At 58.6% G+C, this 18,627-nt stretch carries 20 protein-coding genes; 1 reads left to right on the forward strand and 19 read right to left on the reverse strand.

Annotated features, from left to right (window positions below; genetic code table 11):
- Positions 1-30 precede the first annotated feature (30 nt).
- From araH to AB7M29_RS26840, 6 genes are all read right to left on the reverse strand, one after another.
- A complete protein-coding gene (araH, locus tag AB7M29_RS26815) occupies positions 31-999 on the reverse strand; it encodes an L-arabinose ABC transporter permease AraH (protein WP_095055320.1) in 969 nt (322 codons plus the stop codon).
- 9 nt (positions 1,000-1,008) lie between these two features.
- Complete coding sequence (araG, locus tag AB7M29_RS26820; RefSeq protein ID WP_454248396.1) at positions 1,009-2,553, reverse strand: L-arabinose ABC transporter ATP-binding protein AraG; 1,545 nt, start codon at positions 2,551-2,553, stop codon at positions 1,009-1,011.
- A gap of 66 nt (positions 2,554-2,619) precedes the next feature.
- A complete protein-coding gene (locus AB7M29_RS26825) occupies positions 2,620-3,624 on the reverse strand; it encodes a substrate-binding domain-containing protein (protein ID WP_038982104.1) in 1,005 nt (334 codons plus the stop codon).
- A 130-nt stretch (positions 3,625-3,754) separates the two neighbouring features.
- Positions 3,755-4,573 (reverse strand): SDR family oxidoreductase, encoded by an 819-nt coding sequence (locus tag AB7M29_RS26830; RefSeq protein ID WP_454248397.1) that lies wholly within the window; start codon positions 4,571-4,573, stop codon positions 3,755-3,757.
- Positions 4,574-4,846: 273 nt separating this feature from the next.
- Positions 4,847-5,722 carry an SMP-30/gluconolactonase/LRE family protein gene (locus tag AB7M29_RS26835; RefSeq protein WP_454248398.1) on the reverse strand — a complete coding sequence of 292 codons (876 nt, stop codon included), beginning with the start codon at positions 5,720-5,722 and terminating at the stop codon, positions 4,847-4,849.
- A 131-nt stretch (positions 5,723-5,853) separates the two neighbouring features.
- The gene (locus tag AB7M29_RS26840; protein ID WP_052964845.1) at positions 5,854-6,570 is read right to left on the reverse strand and encodes a FadR/GntR family transcriptional regulator; all 717 of its coding nucleotides are present in this window, start codon (positions 6,568-6,570) and stop codon (positions 5,854-5,856) included.
- A 248-nt stretch (positions 6,571-6,818) separates the two neighbouring features.
- Here AB7M29_RS26840 and AB7M29_RS26845 point away from each other — a divergent pair, with 248 nt between their 5' ends.
- Complete coding sequence (locus AB7M29_RS26845; RefSeq protein WP_454248762.1) at positions 6,819-7,691, forward strand: esterase/lipase family protein; 873 nt, start codon at positions 6,819-6,821, stop codon at positions 7,689-7,691.
- Between the two features lie 62 nt (positions 7,692-7,753).
- On the opposite strand, the gene AB7M29_RS26850 is transcribed toward AB7M29_RS26845, so the two are convergent.
- From AB7M29_RS26850 to fabG, 13 genes are all read right to left on the reverse strand, one after another.
- The gene (locus AB7M29_RS26850; RefSeq protein ID WP_008067797.1) at positions 7,754-8,314 is read right to left on the reverse strand and encodes a DUF1285 domain-containing protein; all 561 of its coding nucleotides are present in this window, start codon (positions 8,312-8,314) and stop codon (positions 7,754-7,756) included.
- Positions 8,315-8,330: 16 nt separating this feature from the next.
- The gene (locus AB7M29_RS26855; protein WP_007903975.1) at positions 8,331-8,936 is read right to left on the reverse strand and encodes a DUF4823 domain-containing protein; all 606 of its coding nucleotides are present in this window, start codon (positions 8,934-8,936) and stop codon (positions 8,331-8,333) included.
- Between the two features lie 168 nt (positions 8,937-9,104).
- Positions 9,105-10,073, reverse strand: coding sequence for a GTP 3',8-cyclase MoaA (locus AB7M29_RS26860; RefSeq protein WP_052964846.1), 969 nt, complete (start codon positions 10,071-10,073; stop codon positions 9,105-9,107).
- 138 nt (positions 10,074-10,211) lie between these two features.
- Positions 10,212-10,850, reverse strand: coding sequence for a TetR/AcrR family transcriptional regulator (locus AB7M29_RS26865; protein ID WP_007942012.1), 639 nt, complete (start codon positions 10,848-10,850; stop codon positions 10,212-10,214).
- Between the two features lie 382 nt (positions 10,851-11,232).
- Positions 11,233-12,024, reverse strand: coding sequence for a TatD family hydrolase (locus AB7M29_RS26870; RefSeq protein ID WP_217854159.1), 792 nt, complete (start codon positions 12,022-12,024; stop codon positions 11,233-11,235).
- A 14-nt stretch (positions 12,025-12,038) separates the two neighbouring features.
- On the reverse strand, positions 12,039-12,395 hold the full coding sequence (locus AB7M29_RS26875) for a PilZ domain-containing protein (RefSeq protein ID WP_008014345.1): 357 nt from the start codon (positions 12,393-12,395) through the stop codon (positions 12,039-12,041).
- Positions 12,396-12,438: 43 nt separating this feature from the next.
- Entirely contained in the window at positions 12,439-13,425 is a 987-nt protein-coding gene (locus AB7M29_RS26880) for a DNA polymerase III subunit delta' (RefSeq protein ID WP_052964848.1), read from the reverse strand.
- On the reverse strand, positions 13,418-14,050 hold the full coding sequence (gene tmk / locus AB7M29_RS26885) for a dTMP kinase (protein WP_454248399.1): 633 nt from the start codon (positions 14,048-14,050) through the stop codon (positions 13,418-13,420). The genes AB7M29_RS26880 and tmk overlap by 8 nt, the downstream gene beginning before the upstream one ends.
- A gap of 19 nt (positions 14,051-14,069) precedes the next feature.
- Positions 14,070-15,284 carry an endolytic transglycosylase MltG gene (gene mltG, locus AB7M29_RS26890; RefSeq protein ID WP_217854162.1) on the reverse strand — a complete coding sequence of 405 codons (1,215 nt, stop codon included), beginning with the start codon at positions 15,282-15,284 and terminating at the stop codon, positions 14,070-14,072.
- Positions 15,285-15,287: 3 nt separating this feature from the next.
- Positions 15,288-16,103 (reverse strand): aminodeoxychorismate lyase, encoded by an 816-nt coding sequence (pabC, locus tag AB7M29_RS26895; RefSeq protein WP_454248400.1) that lies wholly within the window; start codon positions 16,101-16,103, stop codon positions 15,288-15,290.
- Positions 16,103-17,347, reverse strand: a complete 1,245-nt coding sequence (gene fabF, locus AB7M29_RS26900; RefSeq protein WP_217854164.1) for a beta-ketoacyl-ACP synthase II — start codon at positions 17,345-17,347, stop codon at positions 16,103-16,105. The genes pabC and fabF overlap by 1 nt, the downstream gene beginning before the upstream one ends.
- 108 nt (positions 17,348-17,455) lie before the next feature.
- Positions 17,456-17,692: an acyl carrier protein gene (acpP, locus tag AB7M29_RS26905; RefSeq protein ID WP_003175607.1), complete on the reverse strand. Its 237-nt coding sequence runs from the start codon at positions 17,690-17,692 to the stop codon at positions 17,456-17,458.
- A 191-nt stretch (positions 17,693-17,883) separates the two neighbouring features.
- Positions 17,884-18,627 carry a 3-oxoacyl-ACP reductase FabG gene (gene fabG / locus AB7M29_RS26910; RefSeq protein ID WP_008014356.1) on the reverse strand — a complete coding sequence of 248 codons (744 nt, stop codon included), beginning with the start codon at positions 18,625-18,627 and terminating at the stop codon, positions 17,884-17,886.

The raw sequence follows: 18,627 nt of genomic DNA on the forward strand, positions 1-18,627 counted from the left end.
CGCGAGCAAGCCCGCTCCCACAAAGGGAAATCAGCGTTGTTTCAGTCGGTCGATTACGACGGCCAGCAGCAAGATCGAACCACGAATCACATACTGATAAAACGTATCGATATTCTTCAGGTTCATCGCATTCTCGATGATCGCCAGAATCAGCACCCCGGCAATCACATGCCGAATCATCCCGATCCCGCCACTCAGCGACACCCCGCCGAGCACGCAAGCCGAGATCACCGTCAGCTCGAAACCCTGGCCAATCATCGGCTGACCGGACGTCATGCGCGACGCCAGAATCACCCCGGCCAACGCACCGATCACACCGTGTACGGCGAAGATGATGATCTTGGTCCGATCAACGTTTACCCCGGCCAGCAACGCTGCTTCCTGGTTGCCGCCGATGGCCATGGTGTTGCGTCCGTAGGTGGTGTAATTCAGCAACCAGCCGAAAAACAGGAAGCAGACGATGGTGATCAGAATCGGCACCGGCACACCGAACAACTGACCGTTACCGAAGACGAAGAACTGTTCCTGCGAAACGCCCACCGCTTTGCCGTTGGCAAAAATGTAAGCCAGGCCACGAACGATCTGCATCGTCGCCAGCGTGGTGATCAACGCATTGACCCGCAGCTTGGCGATCACGATCCCATTGATCAGCCCGACGATCAGCCCCATCACCAGCGCCGCACTGACACCGAGGAACACGCTGTCGGTGTCGCGCATTACCACTGCCGCAACCACGCCGGCGCAGGCAATCACCGAGCCCACCGACAAGTCGAAATGCCCGGACGCCAAGCAATACAACATGGTGCACGCGGCAATCCCGGTAGTGGAAATCGCCAGGCCCAGGCCACGCATGTTCAGTGGCGACAGGAAGTTGTCGATCAGCAAGGTGCAAAGCACAAAGATCCCCACGGCCGCCAGCAGCATCACCCAGTCATCGAGAAAGCGCCGCAGGTCCAGAGGTTTTCGCGGGGTTGGCAGAGCGTTGTTTTGGACGGTCATAGTCACCTCTCAGTTCGCCACGTCGGCAGCGCGTTGGCGTGGCAACGCCAGTTGCAGCAGGTTGGATTCATTGGCTTGTTCGCGGGTCAGTTCGCCGCGCATCGCGCCTTCGCAGAGCACCAGGATGCGGTCGGAAATGCCCATGACTTCCATCAGGTCGCTGGACACCACAATCACCGCGATGCCGCTGGCCGCCAGGTTATGGATGATCTGGTAGATCTCGGCTTTGGCACCGATGTCGATGCCACGAGTGGGCTCGTCGAGCAGCAGGACTTTCATCGGCATCGACAGCCAGCGACCGAGAATCGCCTTCTGCTGATTGCCGCCAGACAGGTACATGATTTTCTGCGCCGCGTTGGGCGTCTTCACCTTCAGCGCCTTGATCTGCTTGTCGGCATTGTCCTTTTCCCACAGGCCGCGCAACAGGCAGCCGAAGGTGGAATGGGCGCCGCGAGCGCTGATGTTGATGTTCTCGGCGACGCTGGCGAGCGGCAGGATGCCTTCCTTCTTGCGGTCCTCGGGACACAGCAGAATCCCCGCCGCGATGGCATCGCGCGGCGAACGCAGTTTCAGTTCACGACCGCGCAATTCCAGGCGCCCGGCGGTGTTGCGCGTGAGCCCGCTGAGCATCCGGAACAGCTCGGTGCGCCCGGCGCCGACCAGGCCGAAAAGCCCGAGGACTTCACCCTTGTGCACCTCGAAACTCACCGGCTCACGCAAGCCCGGCCCCAGCAATCCGTCGACCTTGAGCGCCACTGCGCCGCGCGGACGGCTGCGGTAATCGTAGATATCCTGAATGTCGCGACCGACCATGCACGTCACTAACTGGTCATGGGTCAGCGCGCTCATGTCCTCGAAGGTGCGCACGAAGCGACCGTCCTTGAACACCGTCACCGCGTTGCAGATACGGAAGACTTCTTCCATGCGATGGGAGACGTAAAGCACCACTTTGCCTTCGTCACGCAGGCGCCCGATGATCGCCATCAAGCGATCGATTTCCCGTGCCGACAGGCTGCTGGTGGGTTCGTCGAACGCAATCACATGCGCGCCACGGGACAACGCCTTGGCGATTTCCACCAGTTGTCGCTGGCCGAGGGATAGGCGCCCGACTTTCTCTTGCGGGTCGATTTCATCGGCCAGGCCTTTAAGGCAGGCCAATGCCTGTTGCCGCAAAACGCCGCGATTGATCAGGCCGAAACTCGCCGGCAGATGCCCGAGAAACAGGTTCTCGGCGACGGTCATTTCCGGCACCAGGTGCAACTCCTGATGGATCACCGCGACCCCGTTGCCAATGCTGTCGGCCGTGGACTTGAAGATCCTCGTCTGCTCGCCGATCTGCAGATCGCCGCTGCTCGGCGTGTAAGCACCGCCAAGGATTTTCAGCAGCGTGGATTTACCGGCGCCGTTCTCGCCCATCAAGGCGTGAACCTGCCCCGGATGGGCGACGAAGCTGATGCCGTCCAGCGCCTTCACCCCGGGAAAGGTTTTGCCGATTCCATTGAAGCGCAGGCTGCCGCCAATGCTCTGTTGATCTGTCTGTACTTGTGCGTGCATAAACCCACCTCATCACACCGGTCAGGCAGCCCCGTCGCCAGGGCTGCCGATGAAATCAACCGCGCCTCAGTTCCACAGGCCGATCTTTTCCAGCTCCTGCTTGAAGTTGTCGCGCGTGATCAGCGTAACGTCGTCCATCGCGGTGTATTTCGGCGGTTCTTTGCCGGTGGTGACCCACTCGTACATCATGCTCGCGGTGTTGTAGCCCTCGATGTGCGGGCTCGGCAGCATCGAGCCGAAGAAGCCGCTGTTGGGCTTCTTCAGTTCGCCAATGGCATCGGTGCCGTTGATGCCGATGCCGATCACGTTGGCCGCGGCAAAACCGGCGCTTTCGGTGGCGCGCACGCCGCCCAGCACGGTGTTGTCGTTCATGCCGCCGATGATCAGGTTTTTCGCCGCCCCCGGAAGCTTCACCAAGGCCGAGTTGGTGGCGTCCATGCTGCCCGGTACGTCGAGGGTTTTCAGCGCCGAGAAGAGGATGTGGTCTTTCGGCATACCGGCGTCTTCCAGCGCTTTGACGGAACCGTCAGTACGTTTCTTGCCGGTGTCGAGTTCGTTGTAGGTGTTGATCACCGCGTAGGTGTCTTTCCATTCCCAACCGCGTTTTTTCGCTTCGGCGGCCATGGCGGCGCCCTGCTTCTGGCCGACTTCGAAGGCTGCCATGCCGAGGTAAGGCACGTCCTCCATGAACTTGCCGCCGGCATCGACGAAGCGGTCATCGACAGCGATCACTTTCAAACCGTTGAGCTTGGCCTTGGCCATGATTGCCGGGCCGAGGGAGACGTCCGGCGGGCAGATCACGAAGCCCTTGGCGCCGTTGGCCGCCAGGCTGTCGATGGCCGAGAGGGTTTTCTCGCCATCAGGCACGGCGATTTTGATGACGGTGAAGCCCTTGTCCTTGCCGGCCTTTTCGGCGAAGGCCCATTCGGTCTGGAACCAGGGCTCTTCCGCTTGCTTGACCAGAAAACCGATCTTCACTTCTTCGGCCGCCAACAACGTACTGCTCAGGCTGACCGCGGTGACCGCCAAAGCGGCACAGCACAGGGAACGGATCCCACGACGACGTTTCATAAGCTGACTCCTTGTTATTTTTTTTGAGCGTTATTTGAAAGCCAATACAGCGGTCGAAGCATGCAGCCAATAGTCATATCGTATGATGATTGTATTTCAGGCGTAGTTTCGCGCTTGAAACCCGAGTTATTCAGTCGTGATACATGACCGAGCGCCCACCATCGATGGTGATGCATGAAGCGTTAATGAACGGCGCTTCATCGCTGGCCAGGAACACAGCGGTCATCGCCACTTCAATCGGCTGGCCGATGCGCCGCGGTGGATGCAGGTCGAAGGCCCGCTGACGTTCGGCATGAGGGTTGGCAAAACCGTTCCAGTAATCAACGTTCAGTTGGGTTTCGATGTAGCCCGGCGCGATGGCGTTGACGCGAATGCCTTTGGGCGCATATTCGATACCCAAGGCGCGGGTCAGTCCGAGCAAGCCATGTTTGGCCACCGGGTACGGGAAACAGCCGGGAATGATGTGAGTGGAATGGGTCGAGGCGATATTGATGATGCTGCCGATGCCCTGCTCGATCATTTGCGGCAACACCGCTTTGCAGCCGTACCAGGCACCGTCCAGGTCGATGGCGAAGCAACGACGCCAGTCTTCCTCGGTCATTTCCAGCGGATCGCAGAACACGTTGACCCCGGCGCAGTTGACCAGCACGTCGATCCGGCCGTGAAGTTCGATGGCCAATTTGGCCATGGCGTGCAGGTCCTGTTGGCGCGACACGTCGGCCTTGATCGCCACGACATCCGCGCCTTGTTCACGCCAGTGCGCCGCGACTTTTTCAACTTTCTCAGCCTGGATATCACTGATGATCAGCTTGGCCTGCTGAGAGGCGAAGGTTGCGACAATCGCTTCGCCGATACCCTGAGCGGCGCCAGTCAGCAGCACAACCTTGTTTTTCAGGCGCTCACCCTTGGGCGGTTCGGGCACCGGTGGCAAGGAAAGAGGTTCAGCCATGGATCAACACTCCTGTTCGAAGGCACGACGAAAACCGGACATCTGTCGATGTCCGGTCAAAAGGCTTTTGGGAATAGGCAGGCAGGCGCGAAAACGCCCGGGCGCCGAGGCGGCCTGAAGCACTGACTCCGTAAGGGAGTGCGGTGGAATATCGCTGCATCACTTCACCTGTTTTGTTTTTTTAAGTGTGAGTGCGTGTAACTGATGGGGCCGACTATAAACCCGACCACCAAACAATCTCAATATATAATTTTGCATCCCATATTTAGGGATTTATCCAGCAAACCGTTGACAGGCTTTTCCGGGCACATCCACTCGAATCGATAACAGCGCGCCGTCCAGCGGGTGATTGAGCGGGCTTGCGGCGCTGGTGATGTACAGGGTTTTGAAGTCTTCGCCACCGAATACACAACTGGTGGGACGGCTGACCGGCAGTTCGATCACCCGATCCACATGACCTTCGGGGTTCAATCTGAGCAGACAACTGCCGTCCCAACGGGCATTCCATATATAGCCCTCGGCATCCATCGCCGAGCCATCGGGGCCGCCGCGTTCATGGGGGCCAAGCCAGACATAGGCGGTGTCCAGGTTGCCGTCGGTATGGATGAAATGCCGGTAAAGCGTACTGTCGAGGCTGTCGGCGAAATACAGGATTACGCCGTCGTCGCTCCACAACAACGTGTTGGGGATGCCTAATCCTCGAAGCAGCGGCGTGACCCGAGCATCGCGGTCGATGCGAAACAGGCCACCGGAGCGGCGCACGACGGGCAAATCTTCGCCCTGCTCACCGATGTTGTTTTGCATGGTGCCCAGCCAGAGCCGGCCCTGGGCATCGCAGCGGGCTTCATTGGGGCGATTGCCGGGTTGCGGATCGGCGACGCAGAACAAGGTCAGCCGAGGTTCCAGGCCTGGAGAATCCAGATCCAGCCGATAAACCCCACTGCTCAATGTCACCAGGGCATCGCCGCTTTCGCAGGGGATGAACGCGGACACGTGCTCCGGCATCTGCCAGATTTGCACATTGGCGCCGATCAGCCTGAGCGCTTGCTTACCGGCGATATCTACCCAATACAGCGCTTGGGTCGGAGCATCCCAGAACGGGCCTTCGCCGAGTTGCGCACGGTGTCCGGTAACCGCAGTCCACGTCATGAAACCTCCTGCATTGTTCTTGTTTTTATGTGGGAGCGGGCTTGCTCGCGAAGAGGCCGTGACATTCACCATCTCTGTCGCCTGACACATCGCCTTCGCGAGCAAGCCCGCTCCCACAAGGGTTCGTCTGGTTAGCTGGCCTTTTTGTCGGCCATGACCTGGGGGTAGAAGCGCTTGATCGCCAGGTCCGCGTTATCGATCAGGGTCATGCAGGCCCATACACCCCGCGCGGAATCCCGGGCCGCGATGGCGTCGGCCATGTCTTTGTGGATTGGCAAGGTTCGGCGCAGTTCGTCCGGGTCGGCGGCAGACACTTCGAAAGACACTGCCAGTAACGCGCCGAGGGCCGGGACCATTTGTTCGATGAATTGATTGTGGCTGGCGGCGAGAATGCACTCGTGAAAGAACTGGTCGGCGCGGTTGTAATCAATGCCGCTGTCCACTGCCCGTTCCAGCGCGTTATAGGCCTGGAGTATGGCTTGCACTTGTTCCACCGTCGCCCGCTCGCAGGCCCAGCGCACCGCCATGGGTTCGATGGTGCGGCGCAGATCGAGCAAGTCGTCGACGAAGTTTTCCGGTAAGCCACTGCGCGACAGCCAGCCGACAACTTGCGGATCAAAGAGATTCCAGCGCCGCACCGGCAATACGCGTGTGCCGACCTTCGGCCCGACTTCAAGCATGCCTTTGGCCACCAGGGTTTTGATGGCTTCGCGGATGACCGTACGACTGACACCGAGCTGCTCGCCCAAATCGGCTTCGACCTTGATGGTTTCGCCGGGTTTTACCTGGCCGGCAGCAATCCAGCAACCTAGCCAGTCGACCGTCGACGCATGAAAACTGCTGGACATGGGCACCTCATCGAGCGGTGATAAAAAACAAACGATGCAAAGCCTTCGCGATGGGTGTCCACGCTAATCATCATATGATTGGGTGTCAATTGGATTTTCAGCTGCCCCGCCCATACGGACATGGCTGTTCGTCCGAATCCTGCTCGAAGCGCTTTGATCCCATCCACTTTGTAAACTACGGTTAGCCGCAACAGATCAGGCAGTCAGCGATCTGCTCCCCTTCAAATCCGCTATTGATAGGTATGAACATGGACATGGATGCGTCTACGAAATACCCCATTGTGTTGGTTCACGGTCTTTTCGGCTTCGATAAAATCGCCGGTTATCCCTACTTCTTCGAAATCGAGGAAGCCCTGGAACGCGCCGGCGCCCAGGTGTTTGCCGTCAATATTCCAACCGTCAACGGTAATGAGGAACGCGGTGAAAAACTGCTCGAACACGTCAACCGCATTTTGCTGGAAACCGGAGCTGCCAAGGTCAATCTGATCGGCCATAGCCAAGGCCCCCTGGCCGCACGCTACGTAGCAGCTCTGCACCCGGAAAAAGTCGCGTCGGTCACCTCGGTCAGTTGCCCCAATCATGGCTCGGAGATTGCCGACCAATTGCACAAGGCGCTGACGCCCGGAGAGTTGCCCGAAGCCTTCGTACTGGCCCTGCTGGGCGCCGTCGGCACCTTCATTTCGCTGATCAGCGGCCATCCGGAAAACCCGATTGACGCTGAGGCGGCATTCCAATCGCTGACCAGCGCAGGGTTGGCGGCCTTCAATCGCAAGTACCCACAAGGGGTGCCAAAGGTTTGGGGCGGCGAAGGCAACGAAGTTGAGAACGGCGTGTATTACTATTCCTGGAGCGGGATCGTGCAGAACTTCCAAAGTCTGCAACCACTCGACCCGAGTCATTTGAATTGTATCGTGCTATCGAAGCTGTTTTATAAAGAGGAAAACGCCAACGATGGGCTGGTCGGCCGCTACAGCTCGCACTTGGGCAAAGTGATTCGCTCGGATTACCCGATGGACCACTTTGATGCAGTCAATCAGATAGCCGGAGTCGACAGCTGGAACGTGAGCCCGGTCAGGCTCTACCTGGAACATGCAGAGCGACTCAAGAGCAAAGGTTTGTAAGCAAAAAAAACGGCCCGTTGAAATAACGGGCCGTTTTTTTTACAGCACAGAAGCACAGCGCGTTACGGCTCAAGTCCGATAGGGAAGAACTCGCCACCGCTCCACACGCCCAACCAACGCTGCCCGTCGATTTCACGACTCACCGCCAGCTCCACCAGTTGGTAGAACACGTTGCGATGGATCAGCGCTTCAAGGTTGGTACGTACATGCACGTACGGCGCGGGCTCCTGAGTGACCGGATCGATCACCACACGCATAGGGTGCTCGGCGCCGGCATCGGCCGTTTCATCGACGTTGGTGGTAAAGCGCAAGACCTGAGCTTCACCCTCGCCTTCGACCTCCACAGCAATCGCCACGAACGGCGCATCGTCAACCTTGATGCCAACCTTTTCGACCGGGGTAATCAGAAAGTAATCATCGCCATCGCGGCGAATAATGGTGGAGAACAGCTTGACCATCGGCTTGCGCCCGATCGGCGTGCCCAGGTAATACCAGGTGCCATCGCGGGCGATGCGCATGTCGATATCGCCGCAGAAGTCGGGGTTCCACAAGTGGACGGGCGGCAAGCCTTTGGTTTTGGGGATTTGCCCCAACAGGTCGTTGGCTTTTTGCGGGCCACTCATGGCGTTCTCCTATGAATTACTGGTCGCTGAGCCCCAGCAGGCTACGAGCGTATTGCTCCAGCGGCGGGCCCAGCAAGTCTTCTGGCTTGTTGTCGTGGAACGTCAGTAAACCGCCACGACTTTTGATACGTGCAGTATCAATCAAATACTGGGTGCTGGTCTCGATCAACATGATTTGAATCACGCCGTTGTCGATGCCGAGGCGATCCACGTGCTCCTGGTCGAGCCATTCGTCCGAGTTGCCGATGCGGTCGTCGGCCTTGGCGAAACGCGTGTAAAGCAGGTAATGGGCGCCAGCGGCACGGGCTTCGCCCATGGCAGCGTCGAGGCCTTCCGGCGCACGGGCGCGGCGGACCATCGGGAAATATTCGATAAAGCCGTTGAAGGCTTCCTCGGCCACCACGTTAGGACGCGGGTAGGCATTGCCCGGTGGGACGAAAGCACCCTGGGCGATGTAGATGAACGAGTCCGGCTGAATGCGAAAGTTATTCACACGACGGCTGTCGCTGTGGTCCAGCAGGCCCGCGTCGCTCATGTGGTAGCGAGTCCCTTCGGCCATATCGCTGACATTCATGCAGCCACCAAGCGCCAAAACGGCCAGCAGCAAAACCAGGCTACGCATCCTACCCTCCAGAGGCCGGTGACGGAAAACCGGCGAATGGCCATGGGATGCAGCTTCCGCGCCAGCTCAAGATAGCGTCGCCTGATAGATTGCAATCGCGGGCAAGCCACGCTCCCACAGGTTTTCACAGTACCTGTGGGAGCGTGGCTTGCCCGCGATAACTTTGGATCAGCCGCCGATGATTTTCATGATGGTCGCGCCACCAGAGAACGCCACTTCCTGTTTGTCCCCCAACGCCTTGACCAGCAGTCGCTGCAACGCCGGTAGCGCCTGGTGACGAGGCTTGTCCAGCAGGTCGCCGACATAGTGGCGATTGCTTGACGACAGGCAGCCATGCAGCCAGCCAGTGGACGACAAGCGTAGACGCGAACAGGTGCGGCAGAACGGAACGCTTTCGTTGGCGATCACGCCGAAGTGTCCCAGCCCCGGAATCTGGTAACGCACCGCCGTGGCATCGACCGGCGCATCGGCCTGAAGGTACTCGTAGCGCTCACCGATCAGGCTCAGTAATTGCTGAAGGCTGACGAATTGTTGCAGAAAAGCGTTGGAGTCGGTGGCCAGGTGGCCCATGCGCATCAACTCGATGAAGCGCAACTCGTAGCCACGCTCCAGGCAGTAGTCGAGCAATGGCATTACCTGATCGAGGTTCTGCCCACGCAACGGCACCATATTGACCTTGATTTTCATGCCGGCCGCGGCGGCTTGGCCCATGCCGTCGAGAACGGTCGCCAGATCACCGCCGCGCGCAATACTGCGAAAAGCGCTGGCATCCAGGGTATCGAGGGAAACGTTGATGCGCCGAATGCCGGCATCCACCAGCAATGGCAACTTCTTCGCCAGCAACTGACCATTGGTGGTCAAGCTGATATCCGCCAGGCCCATCTGCCCGACGGCGGTCATGAAGGATTCGAGTTTGGGACTGACCAGCGGCTCGCCACCGGTAATGCGCAAACGCTCAATGCCCGCGGCCTCGATCAGATAGGCCACGCCGCGTGCCATGGCCTCCGCCGACAATTCATCCTGCGCAGCCACCAGCCGCTTGCCATTGGGCACGCAGTAGGTACAAGCGTAATTACAGGCGGAGGTCAGACTAATCCGCAAATTGCGAAAACGCCTGCCTTGACGGTCAACGATCATGGATCACTCCGGCGAAAGAAGATTCGAACGCGCAAAACTTGACTCACAAATCAAGTTTTAGCAAGCCCTATGCCTGAGTATATTCCTGCGGTACTGCGCCATGTACTAAATCATGGCGCAATAAGGCAACTGAATGGTTCAGCTGCTCGGCGTGTCGGTATCGCGCTTGCGCTTGTTGCCCATGCGCACGCCGATGTCCATCAGGAACTGGAAGAAACCTTCCTGATCTTCCAGCACATTGCTCCAGAACGGCGAGTGATACAACGCCACGGCGCCGTGCACCAGCGCCCAGGCCGCGCAGTAATGGAAGTAAGGCGGCACGTCTTCGAGCTTGCCTTCGCTGATCCGGCCCTTGATCAGCAGGGTCAGGCGTTCGAAGTTCGAGGCGCGGATCTTGTGCAGTTCCTCGACCATCTCCGGCACCTGGTTGCCCTTGACCACCTTTTCTTCCAGGCGATCGAACAATCGATAGCGTTGCGGATCGCGCATACGGAATTCGAAATAGGCCCGGGACAGGGCTTCCTTGTCCTTATCGACATCGGCCGAATGCAACAGCTCGTTCAAATCGCGCTCGTAATCGAGCATCAGGCGCAGATAGATTTCCGCCTTGGATTTGAAGTGCTTGTAGATCGTGCCTTTGCCGATACCGACGGCATCAGCAATCATCTCGACGGTGACACTGTCTTCACCTTGTTCGAGGAACAGCTTGAGCGCGGTATCGAGAATTTCTTGCTCGCGGCGACGAAACTCACGGACCTTACGAGGTTCTTTATGCATAAGAAAAGGTCTGTAGGGGTCAAAATTCGAAGCCGCGTATTATGCCTAACTTACGCCAAAATGCACGGATCATCCGACCATATATGTGTTTCTTGATGAATTCGCGCAACCTCGCCGGTTGATGAGAACTCAACCGAAGCGCGCGTATTCCAAATTTGTTTAAAAACCCGACCAGCTAAACTGGACTCGGCGCAATACTGATCAATACTTCAACTGTCGGCGAGGCATCTCCCCCAAGTGTCGCGTCGATGAAGGTACCAACGGATTGCGTGCCTTTGTTTTACTCCTAATGGTCTTAACCCGGATTCACCCCCCAGAACCCGGGTTTTTTTTGCCTGCGATTCAGCGGCCAAAATCCCATAGGCTGCGAGCTTTTCTAACGTTACACCGATGCCCCGACGTGCGCCAACGGGAACAAACGCTTGAAATTCTCGGTGGTCTGCTCGGCAAATCGCTCGTAGGTCTCACCTCGCAACATTGCCAGAAATTCTGCTACCTCACGCACGTACTGCGGCAGATTCGGTTTGCCGCGATAAGGGATTGGCGCCAGGTACGGCGAGTCGGTTTCCACCAACAACCGGTCAGCCGGCACCTTGCTGGCCACATCCCGCAGGGCATCGGCATTGCGAAAAGTGACAATACCGGACAAGGAAATGTAATACCCCATGTCCAGCGCAGCCTTGGCCATCTCCCAGTCTTCGGTGAAGCAATGCAGCACACCCGCCTGAGGCAGCGCCGCTTCGCGTAGCAGCTCAAGGGTATCGGCCCGCGCGCCACGGGTATGGATGATCACCGGTTTGCCGGTCTGCCCCGCCGCTTGCAGGTGCAGACGGAACGATTCCTGTTGCAACGTTGCTGCTTCCGGCTCGTAGTGATAATCCAGACCGGTTTCACCGATCGCCACCACCCGCGGATGATTGAGTTCGTGCAACAGCCAATCCAGCGCCGGCGCGGCACCCGGCTGCACATCGAGTGGATGCACACCGACCGAACAGTCGACATCGTCGTAACGTTCGGCCAGGGCTTTGACGTCGGCGGCGTTATCGGCGCTGACGCCAATACACAGGAAGTGCCCCACCCCGCGCGCACGGGCCGCATCGAGCGCGGCGTCGAGGGAGCCGTCGTGGGCGGTGAGGTCGAGGCGATCAAGGTGACAATGGGAATCTACGAGCATAAAAGGGCTGCAACTTACATCGTATGAGTGGGACGGTCGGACTTCAGGGCTCCGGCCAGATGGGTTTCGATTCGACTGCGCGCGGTGTTGTCGCCTTCGTTGAATTGCACGCCAACCCCGGCGGCACGGTTGCCCTGGGCACCTTTGGGGGTGATCCAGGTGACCTTGCCGGCGACCGGAATCTTTTCCGGTTCGTCCATCAGGTGCAGCAACATGAAGACCTCATCGCCCAACTTGTAGCTTTTGTTGGTCGGGATAAACAGGCCACCGTTCTTGATGAATGGCATGTAGGCCGCGTAGAGCACGGCCCTGTCCTTGATGGTCAAGGACAAAATGCCATTTCGCGGCCCCGGACTGATGGGTTCATTCATGCTGACCTCCACTGTCTGATGATCAGAGTCTAGGCTCAGACAGTCACTTCTGGGTAGGCAAAGATACCCATTGCACCAACAGCGCCTCCAGCAACAACGCAGGATTGAGGTTGGCTTTGCTCATCACTTTCTGCCGCTGGGCGAGAATCCAGTCCTGGATATTCAGGACTTTGTCCTGTGCGGATTTCTGCGCCAGGTATTGAATCACCTTGCGCATGTCTGCCAGCCCCAGCCCTGCTTCATCCTGAGTCAATTGATAACGCAGGATCAGGCTCGACCAGTCGCAGAACCAATCGAACAGCAGCAACATGGGAATGGTTTTCCACTCCTCGGCCAGTTGCGTCGGCGATTGCTGCTGCTTGAGCAGTTTCTTTACGCCTTCAACCACCAGAGCCCGCTGCTCGCGCACGCCTTGCGCCTGCAATTTGACCGCGGCCAATGGCGAACCGGCGGCGAGGGTCAGCAGTTCAATGCGCTCTTCTTCCGAACAGTCCGGCAAAGCGCTGGCCAGCCAAGCCAGACTCATCGCTTCACTCGGCAACGGACAGGCTTGCTGCACGCAACGGCTCTTGATGGTCGGCAGCAGACGGCTGGTCTGATGGCTGACCAACAGCAAAACGGTATCGCCAGACGGCTCTTCAAGGCTTTTCAGCAAGGCGTTGGCGGCGTTGATGTTCATCGATTCGACTGGCTCGATCAGCACCACTTTGCGACCGCCCATTTGCGCGGTCTGAACCACGAAGCTGACCAGATCACGCACCTGATCGACCTTGATCGCCTTGTCTGCTTCTTCCGGCTCCAGGATGTAGTTATCGGGGTGACTGCCGGCCTTCAGCAACAAGCAGGATTTGCACTCACCGCAGGCGTCTTGGGCGGTCGGGCGCTGACACAACAAATGAGCCATCAGACGCTCGGCCAGCGCACGCTTGCCGATCCCGGCCGGGCCATGCAGCAAATAGGCGTGAGCGTGCTGGGCACGGCCGGCCAATTGCTGCCAGAGACTGTCCTGCCATGGATAGGCTTCAGCCACGGGTCAGCTCCAGCAGACGTGGCAACAAGGCGTCCAGAGACTGCTGAACCTGTGCCAGCGGCTGAGCGGCATCCACCAGGACATAACGCGCAGGATCCGCTTTGGCACGCTCAAGGAAGGCTGTGCGCACAGCATCGAAAAACGCTCGGCCTTCAAGCTCGAAGCGGTCCAGGCGACCCCGGGCGCTGGCGCGGGCCAGGCCCACTTCTACCGGCAGATCGAAGATCAGCGTCAAGTCCGGGCGCAGATCGCCCTGAACAAATGTTTCGAGGGTCGCGATGCGCTCCAGTGACAAACCACGACCACCGCCTTGGTAGGCATAGGTCGAATCGGTGAAGCGATCGCACAGGATTACCGCGCCACGGGCCAGCGCCGGACGGATCACCTCGGCCAGATGCTGGGCTCGCGCGGCGAACACCAACAGCAGCTCGGTGTCGGGATTCATGACCTCATCGACCGGCGCCAACAGCACGTCACGGATCCGTTCGGCCAAGGGCGTGCCGCCGGGCTCCCGGGTCAACACCACCTCGATCCCGGCAGCACGCAGACGTTCGGCCAGGTATTCGCGATTGGTGCTCTTGCCGGCGCCTTCCGGGCCTTCCAGGGTAATAAACAAGCCAGTCACAGGCAGTCCTTAGTCAGAGTCATTGCGGGCTTTGCGGCGCGGGCGCATCCGCTTCGGGTGCTGGCGCAGGCTCTTGTGCAGGCTCTTGTTCAGAGCCTTGCACGGAGTCTTGCGGCGCTACTGGCGGCATTTCTTCGGGCGCCGTATTAGGCGAAGCCGCCGGGATTGGCGCCTGGCTATCCTCCGTCGACGGCGTAACAGTCGGCTCAGGGCTGGACCGGTAATCGGCACGTCGATTGATCTGGAACTCGCGCACCGCATTGTTGTGGGCGTCCAGATCATCGGAGAACACGTGGCTGCCATCACCGCGCGCGACAAAATACAGGCTGTTGCCGTCCGCCGGATTCAACGCCGCATGGATCGCTTCGCGGCCCACCATCGCTATCGGCGTCGGCGGCAGACCAGCAATCATGTAAGTGTTATACGGCGTCGGCTCCTTGAGATGAGCGCGGGTCAACTTGCCGTTGTAACGATCACCCAAACCGTAAATCACGGTCGGATCAGTCTGCAACAGCATGCCCATCTCCATGCGCCGCACGAACACGCCGGCGATCTGCCGACGCTCCTGCGGCACACCGGTTTCCTTTTCCACCAGCGAGGCCATGATTAGCGCCTGATAGGGCTCGGTGTAAGGGACGTCAGCAGCGCGCTGGTTCCATTCCTTGGCGAGAACCTCGTCGAGGCGGTCGTAAGCTTTCTTGAGCAGATCGGCGTCGGTCATGCCCCGCACGAAACGATACGTATCGGGGAAGAATCGTCCTTCCGGAAAAATCCCGCTGTGCCCGAGTTTGTCCATCACTTGGCTGTCGCTCAGACCGTTGAGGGTCTGCTCGAGTTTTTCATCCTTGGCCAGGGCCGCGCGAACCTGATGGAAATTCCAGCCTTCGACCAGCGTCAGGCTGTACTGCACCATTTCTCCGCGCTTCCACAGGTCGATCAGCCCGTTGACTGTCATACCGGGCACCATGCGGTATTCGCCGCTGTGCAGCGGTTGTCCTGCCAGGTTGAAGCGCCAATACACACGCAGCCAGAAAGCGTCTTTGATGACGCCATCGGCTTCAAGTCGAAGGAAGGTGCGGTTTGGCGTAGTGCCTTTGGGCACTTCCAGCAGCTCTTCCTGGGCGATGTTCAGCGGCTGTTCCAGCGCCGAATCGATTTTCCAGGCGCAAGCGCCCGCCAACAGCCCCGCCAGAACCAATCCGGTTTCCAGCAGCAGCAAGAATTTACGTCTCACGAATCAAGCATCCAGTAGCGCACGAGCAATGGTTTGGAGTTTACGGGTGAGCGGCCCAACCGGCCAGCTCAGTGCGGCATAGGCGCGCACCGGCCAAACGCCATACACGCTGTTGCAGACAAAGACCTCGTCAGCCCATTGCAGCTGCTCGAGGGTGATATCGGTGATTTGCGTGGCAATCCCCAATGACTTGGCTTGAAACAATAATTCGGCACGCATCACACCCGCCACGCCACAGCGTTTGAGATTGGCGGTTACCAGCACGCCATCGCGCACCAGGAACAGATTGCTGAACACGCCTTCGATCACCCACCCGACCTGATCCAGCATCAAGCCTTCGGCATGCTCGGTGTCCTGCCATTCGGAACGGGCGATGACCTGCTCCAGACGGTTCAAATGCTTGAGACCGGCGAGCAATGGCTGTTTGGAAAGCCGTGTCGCACAAGGAAACAGACGAACACCCTGCTCCGCATGAACAGCCGGATAAGCTGCAGGAGGATTGCCTTGCAGAATGCGTCGAGCCTGAGCCGAGGGATCGGCGGCGTAACCGCGCAGGCTGTCACCGCGGGTGAGGATGAGTTTGAGCACGCCCTCGCCCAGCGCGGTGGCATAGGCCAGCAGCTCCTCGCGAATCAATTCATGATCGGCGGCAATCGCCAAGCGCGAACAACCCTCCGCCAGACGCGACAAATGTCGATCCAGCAGCAGCGGCTGCCCGCTCTTGACCGTGATGGTCTCGAACAGACCATCACCGTAAGCCAGGCCGCGATCCTTCAGCGACAAAGCGTCAGCCGGTTGACCGTCGACCCAGCTGTCCATCAGTCAGCGAACCGGCGGAACACCAGCGAGCCATTGGTACCGCCAAATCCGAAGGAGTTGGACAGCACCACGTCGATATCCATGCCACGCGCGGTGTGGGGTACGAAGTCGAGGTCGCAACCTTCGTCCGGCTCATCGAGGTTGATGGTCGGCGGTGCTACCTGGCTGTTGATTGCCAGTACACTGAAAATCGCCTCGACCGCGCCCGCCGCACCCAACAGGTGACCGGTCATGGACTTGGTCGAACTGACCGCCAGCCTATAGGCGTGATCGCCGAACACGGACTTGATCGCACAGGCTTCGGCGAGGTCGCCCGCCGAGGTCGAAGTGCCGTGGGCGTTGATGTATTGAACCTGATCGCCATTGATCTTCGCATCGCGCAAGGCATTGGTGATGCAACGTGCAGCACCCGCGCCATCAGCCGGTGGCGAGGTCATGTGGTAAGCATCGCCACTGGTGCCGAAACCGATCAACTCGGCGTAGATGGTCGCGCCACGGGCCTTGGCGTGCTCCAGTTCTTCGAGCACCAGTGCGCCGGCGCCGTCGGACAGCACGAAGCCATCACGGCCCTTGTCCCATGGACGGCTGGCACGGGTCGGCTCGTCGTTGCGGGTCGACAGTGCGCGGGAGGCACCGAAGCCGCCCATGCCCAGACCACACGCGGCCATCTCGGCACCACCGGCGATCATGACGTCGGCTTCGTCGTACATGATGTTGCGTGCCGCCATGCCGATGCAGTGCGTACCGGTGGTACACGCCGTGGCGATGGCGTAGTTAGGTCCCTGTGCGCCCAAGTGGATGGACAGGAAACCGGAAATCATATTGATGATCGAGCCAGGCACGAAAAACGGAGAGATCCGTCGTGGGCCGGAATCATGCAGTGTACGGCTGGTTTCTTCGATATTGGTCAGACCGCCAATACCCGAGCCCATGGCCACGCCAATCCGCTCGCGGTTAGCGTCGGTGACCTCAAGACCTGCATTACGCACGGCTTGAAAACCTGCAGCCAGACCGTATTGAATGAACAGGTCGAGTTTGCGAGCTTCCTTGACCGACAGGTATTCCTCGACATTGAAGCCCTTTACCGAGCCGCCAAAACGGGTGGAATAGGCAGAAAGGTCGGTGTGTTCGATCAGACCAATGCCACTGCGGCCAGCCAGAATGCCCTGCCAGCTGCTCGGCACATCCGTGCCCAGTGGCGACAACATACCCATACCGGTGACTACGACGCGTCTACGCGACACAGCACTCTCCTTTTTCAAATGACGACTTTGCATCAGGCCTAAAGAAAAAACCGCACGCCATGATGGCAGTGCGGTTTTTCCATGACAGCGAGCGACGACTAAAAACTATTACGCCTGGTGGCTGGTAACGTAGTCGATTGCTGCTTGTACAGTAGTGATCTTCTCAGCTTCTTCGTCAGGGATTTCGGTCTCGAATTCCTCTTCCAGAGCCATCACCAGCTCAACGGTGTCAAGGGAGTCGGCACCCAGGTCTTCAACGAAGGAAGCAGTGTTGACCACTTCTTCTTCTTTAACGCCCAGTTGCTCAGCAACGATTTTCTTGACGCGCTCTTCGATGGTGCTCATACCTTGTTTTCACTCCTAATGGACAAATTCAGGCAGCTGGCCGGTGGGTAAGTGTATAGAAAGACTTTTCAGTTTTTCAACTGAAAGCTTCACTCCTCAAACCCGGCGACCCTCTGTCTATAAATAGATTGCAGCTTTATAACGGATTTTAGACAGCTCGTATGACATTTTTTTGAAGCAATCCGTCACATTTAACTCATGTACATCCCGCCGTTCACCGGGATTGTAGCCCCAGTAACGTAAGCCGCACCGTCGGATGCAAGAAAAGCGACCACAGACGCGATCTCTTGAGCTTGCCCCAGACGACCCAGCGGAATCTGCGTCTGCAAGGCTTCACGCTGCGCCTCGGGCAGTTCACGGGTCATATCGGTGTCGATGAACCCAGGGGCCACCGAGTTTACCGTAATCGAACGCGAACCGACTTCACGCGCCAGTGCACGGCTGAAACCTTCCAGACCGGCCTTGGCGGCAGCGTAGTTTACTTGGCCTGCGTTGCCCATGGCACCCACAACCGAACCAATACTGATAATTCGTCCCCAACGGGCTTTTGTCATGCCGCGCAAAACACCCTTGGACAGGCGGAACAGACTGTTCAGATTGGTATCGACGACGTCATGCCATTCGTCATCTTTCATGCGCATCATCAGGTTATCGCGGGTGATACCGGCATTATTGACCAGGATCGCCGGCGCACCGAATTGCTCCTGAATGCTCGCCAGCACGGCCGCTACAGATTCGTCGCTGGTGACATTGAGTTCCAGGCCAGTGCCCTGAATACCATTTTCTTTCAGGGTAGCAGCGATACGCTCAGCCCCCGAAGCGGAAGTCGCGGTGCCGATAACAATGGCACCCTGACGACCCAATTCCAGAGCGATAGCCTGGCCGATACCACGGCTGGCACCGGTGACCAATGCAACTTTACCTTGCAGACTCAT

Source organism: Pseudomonas sp. F-14 TE3623 (assembly GCF_053629015.1).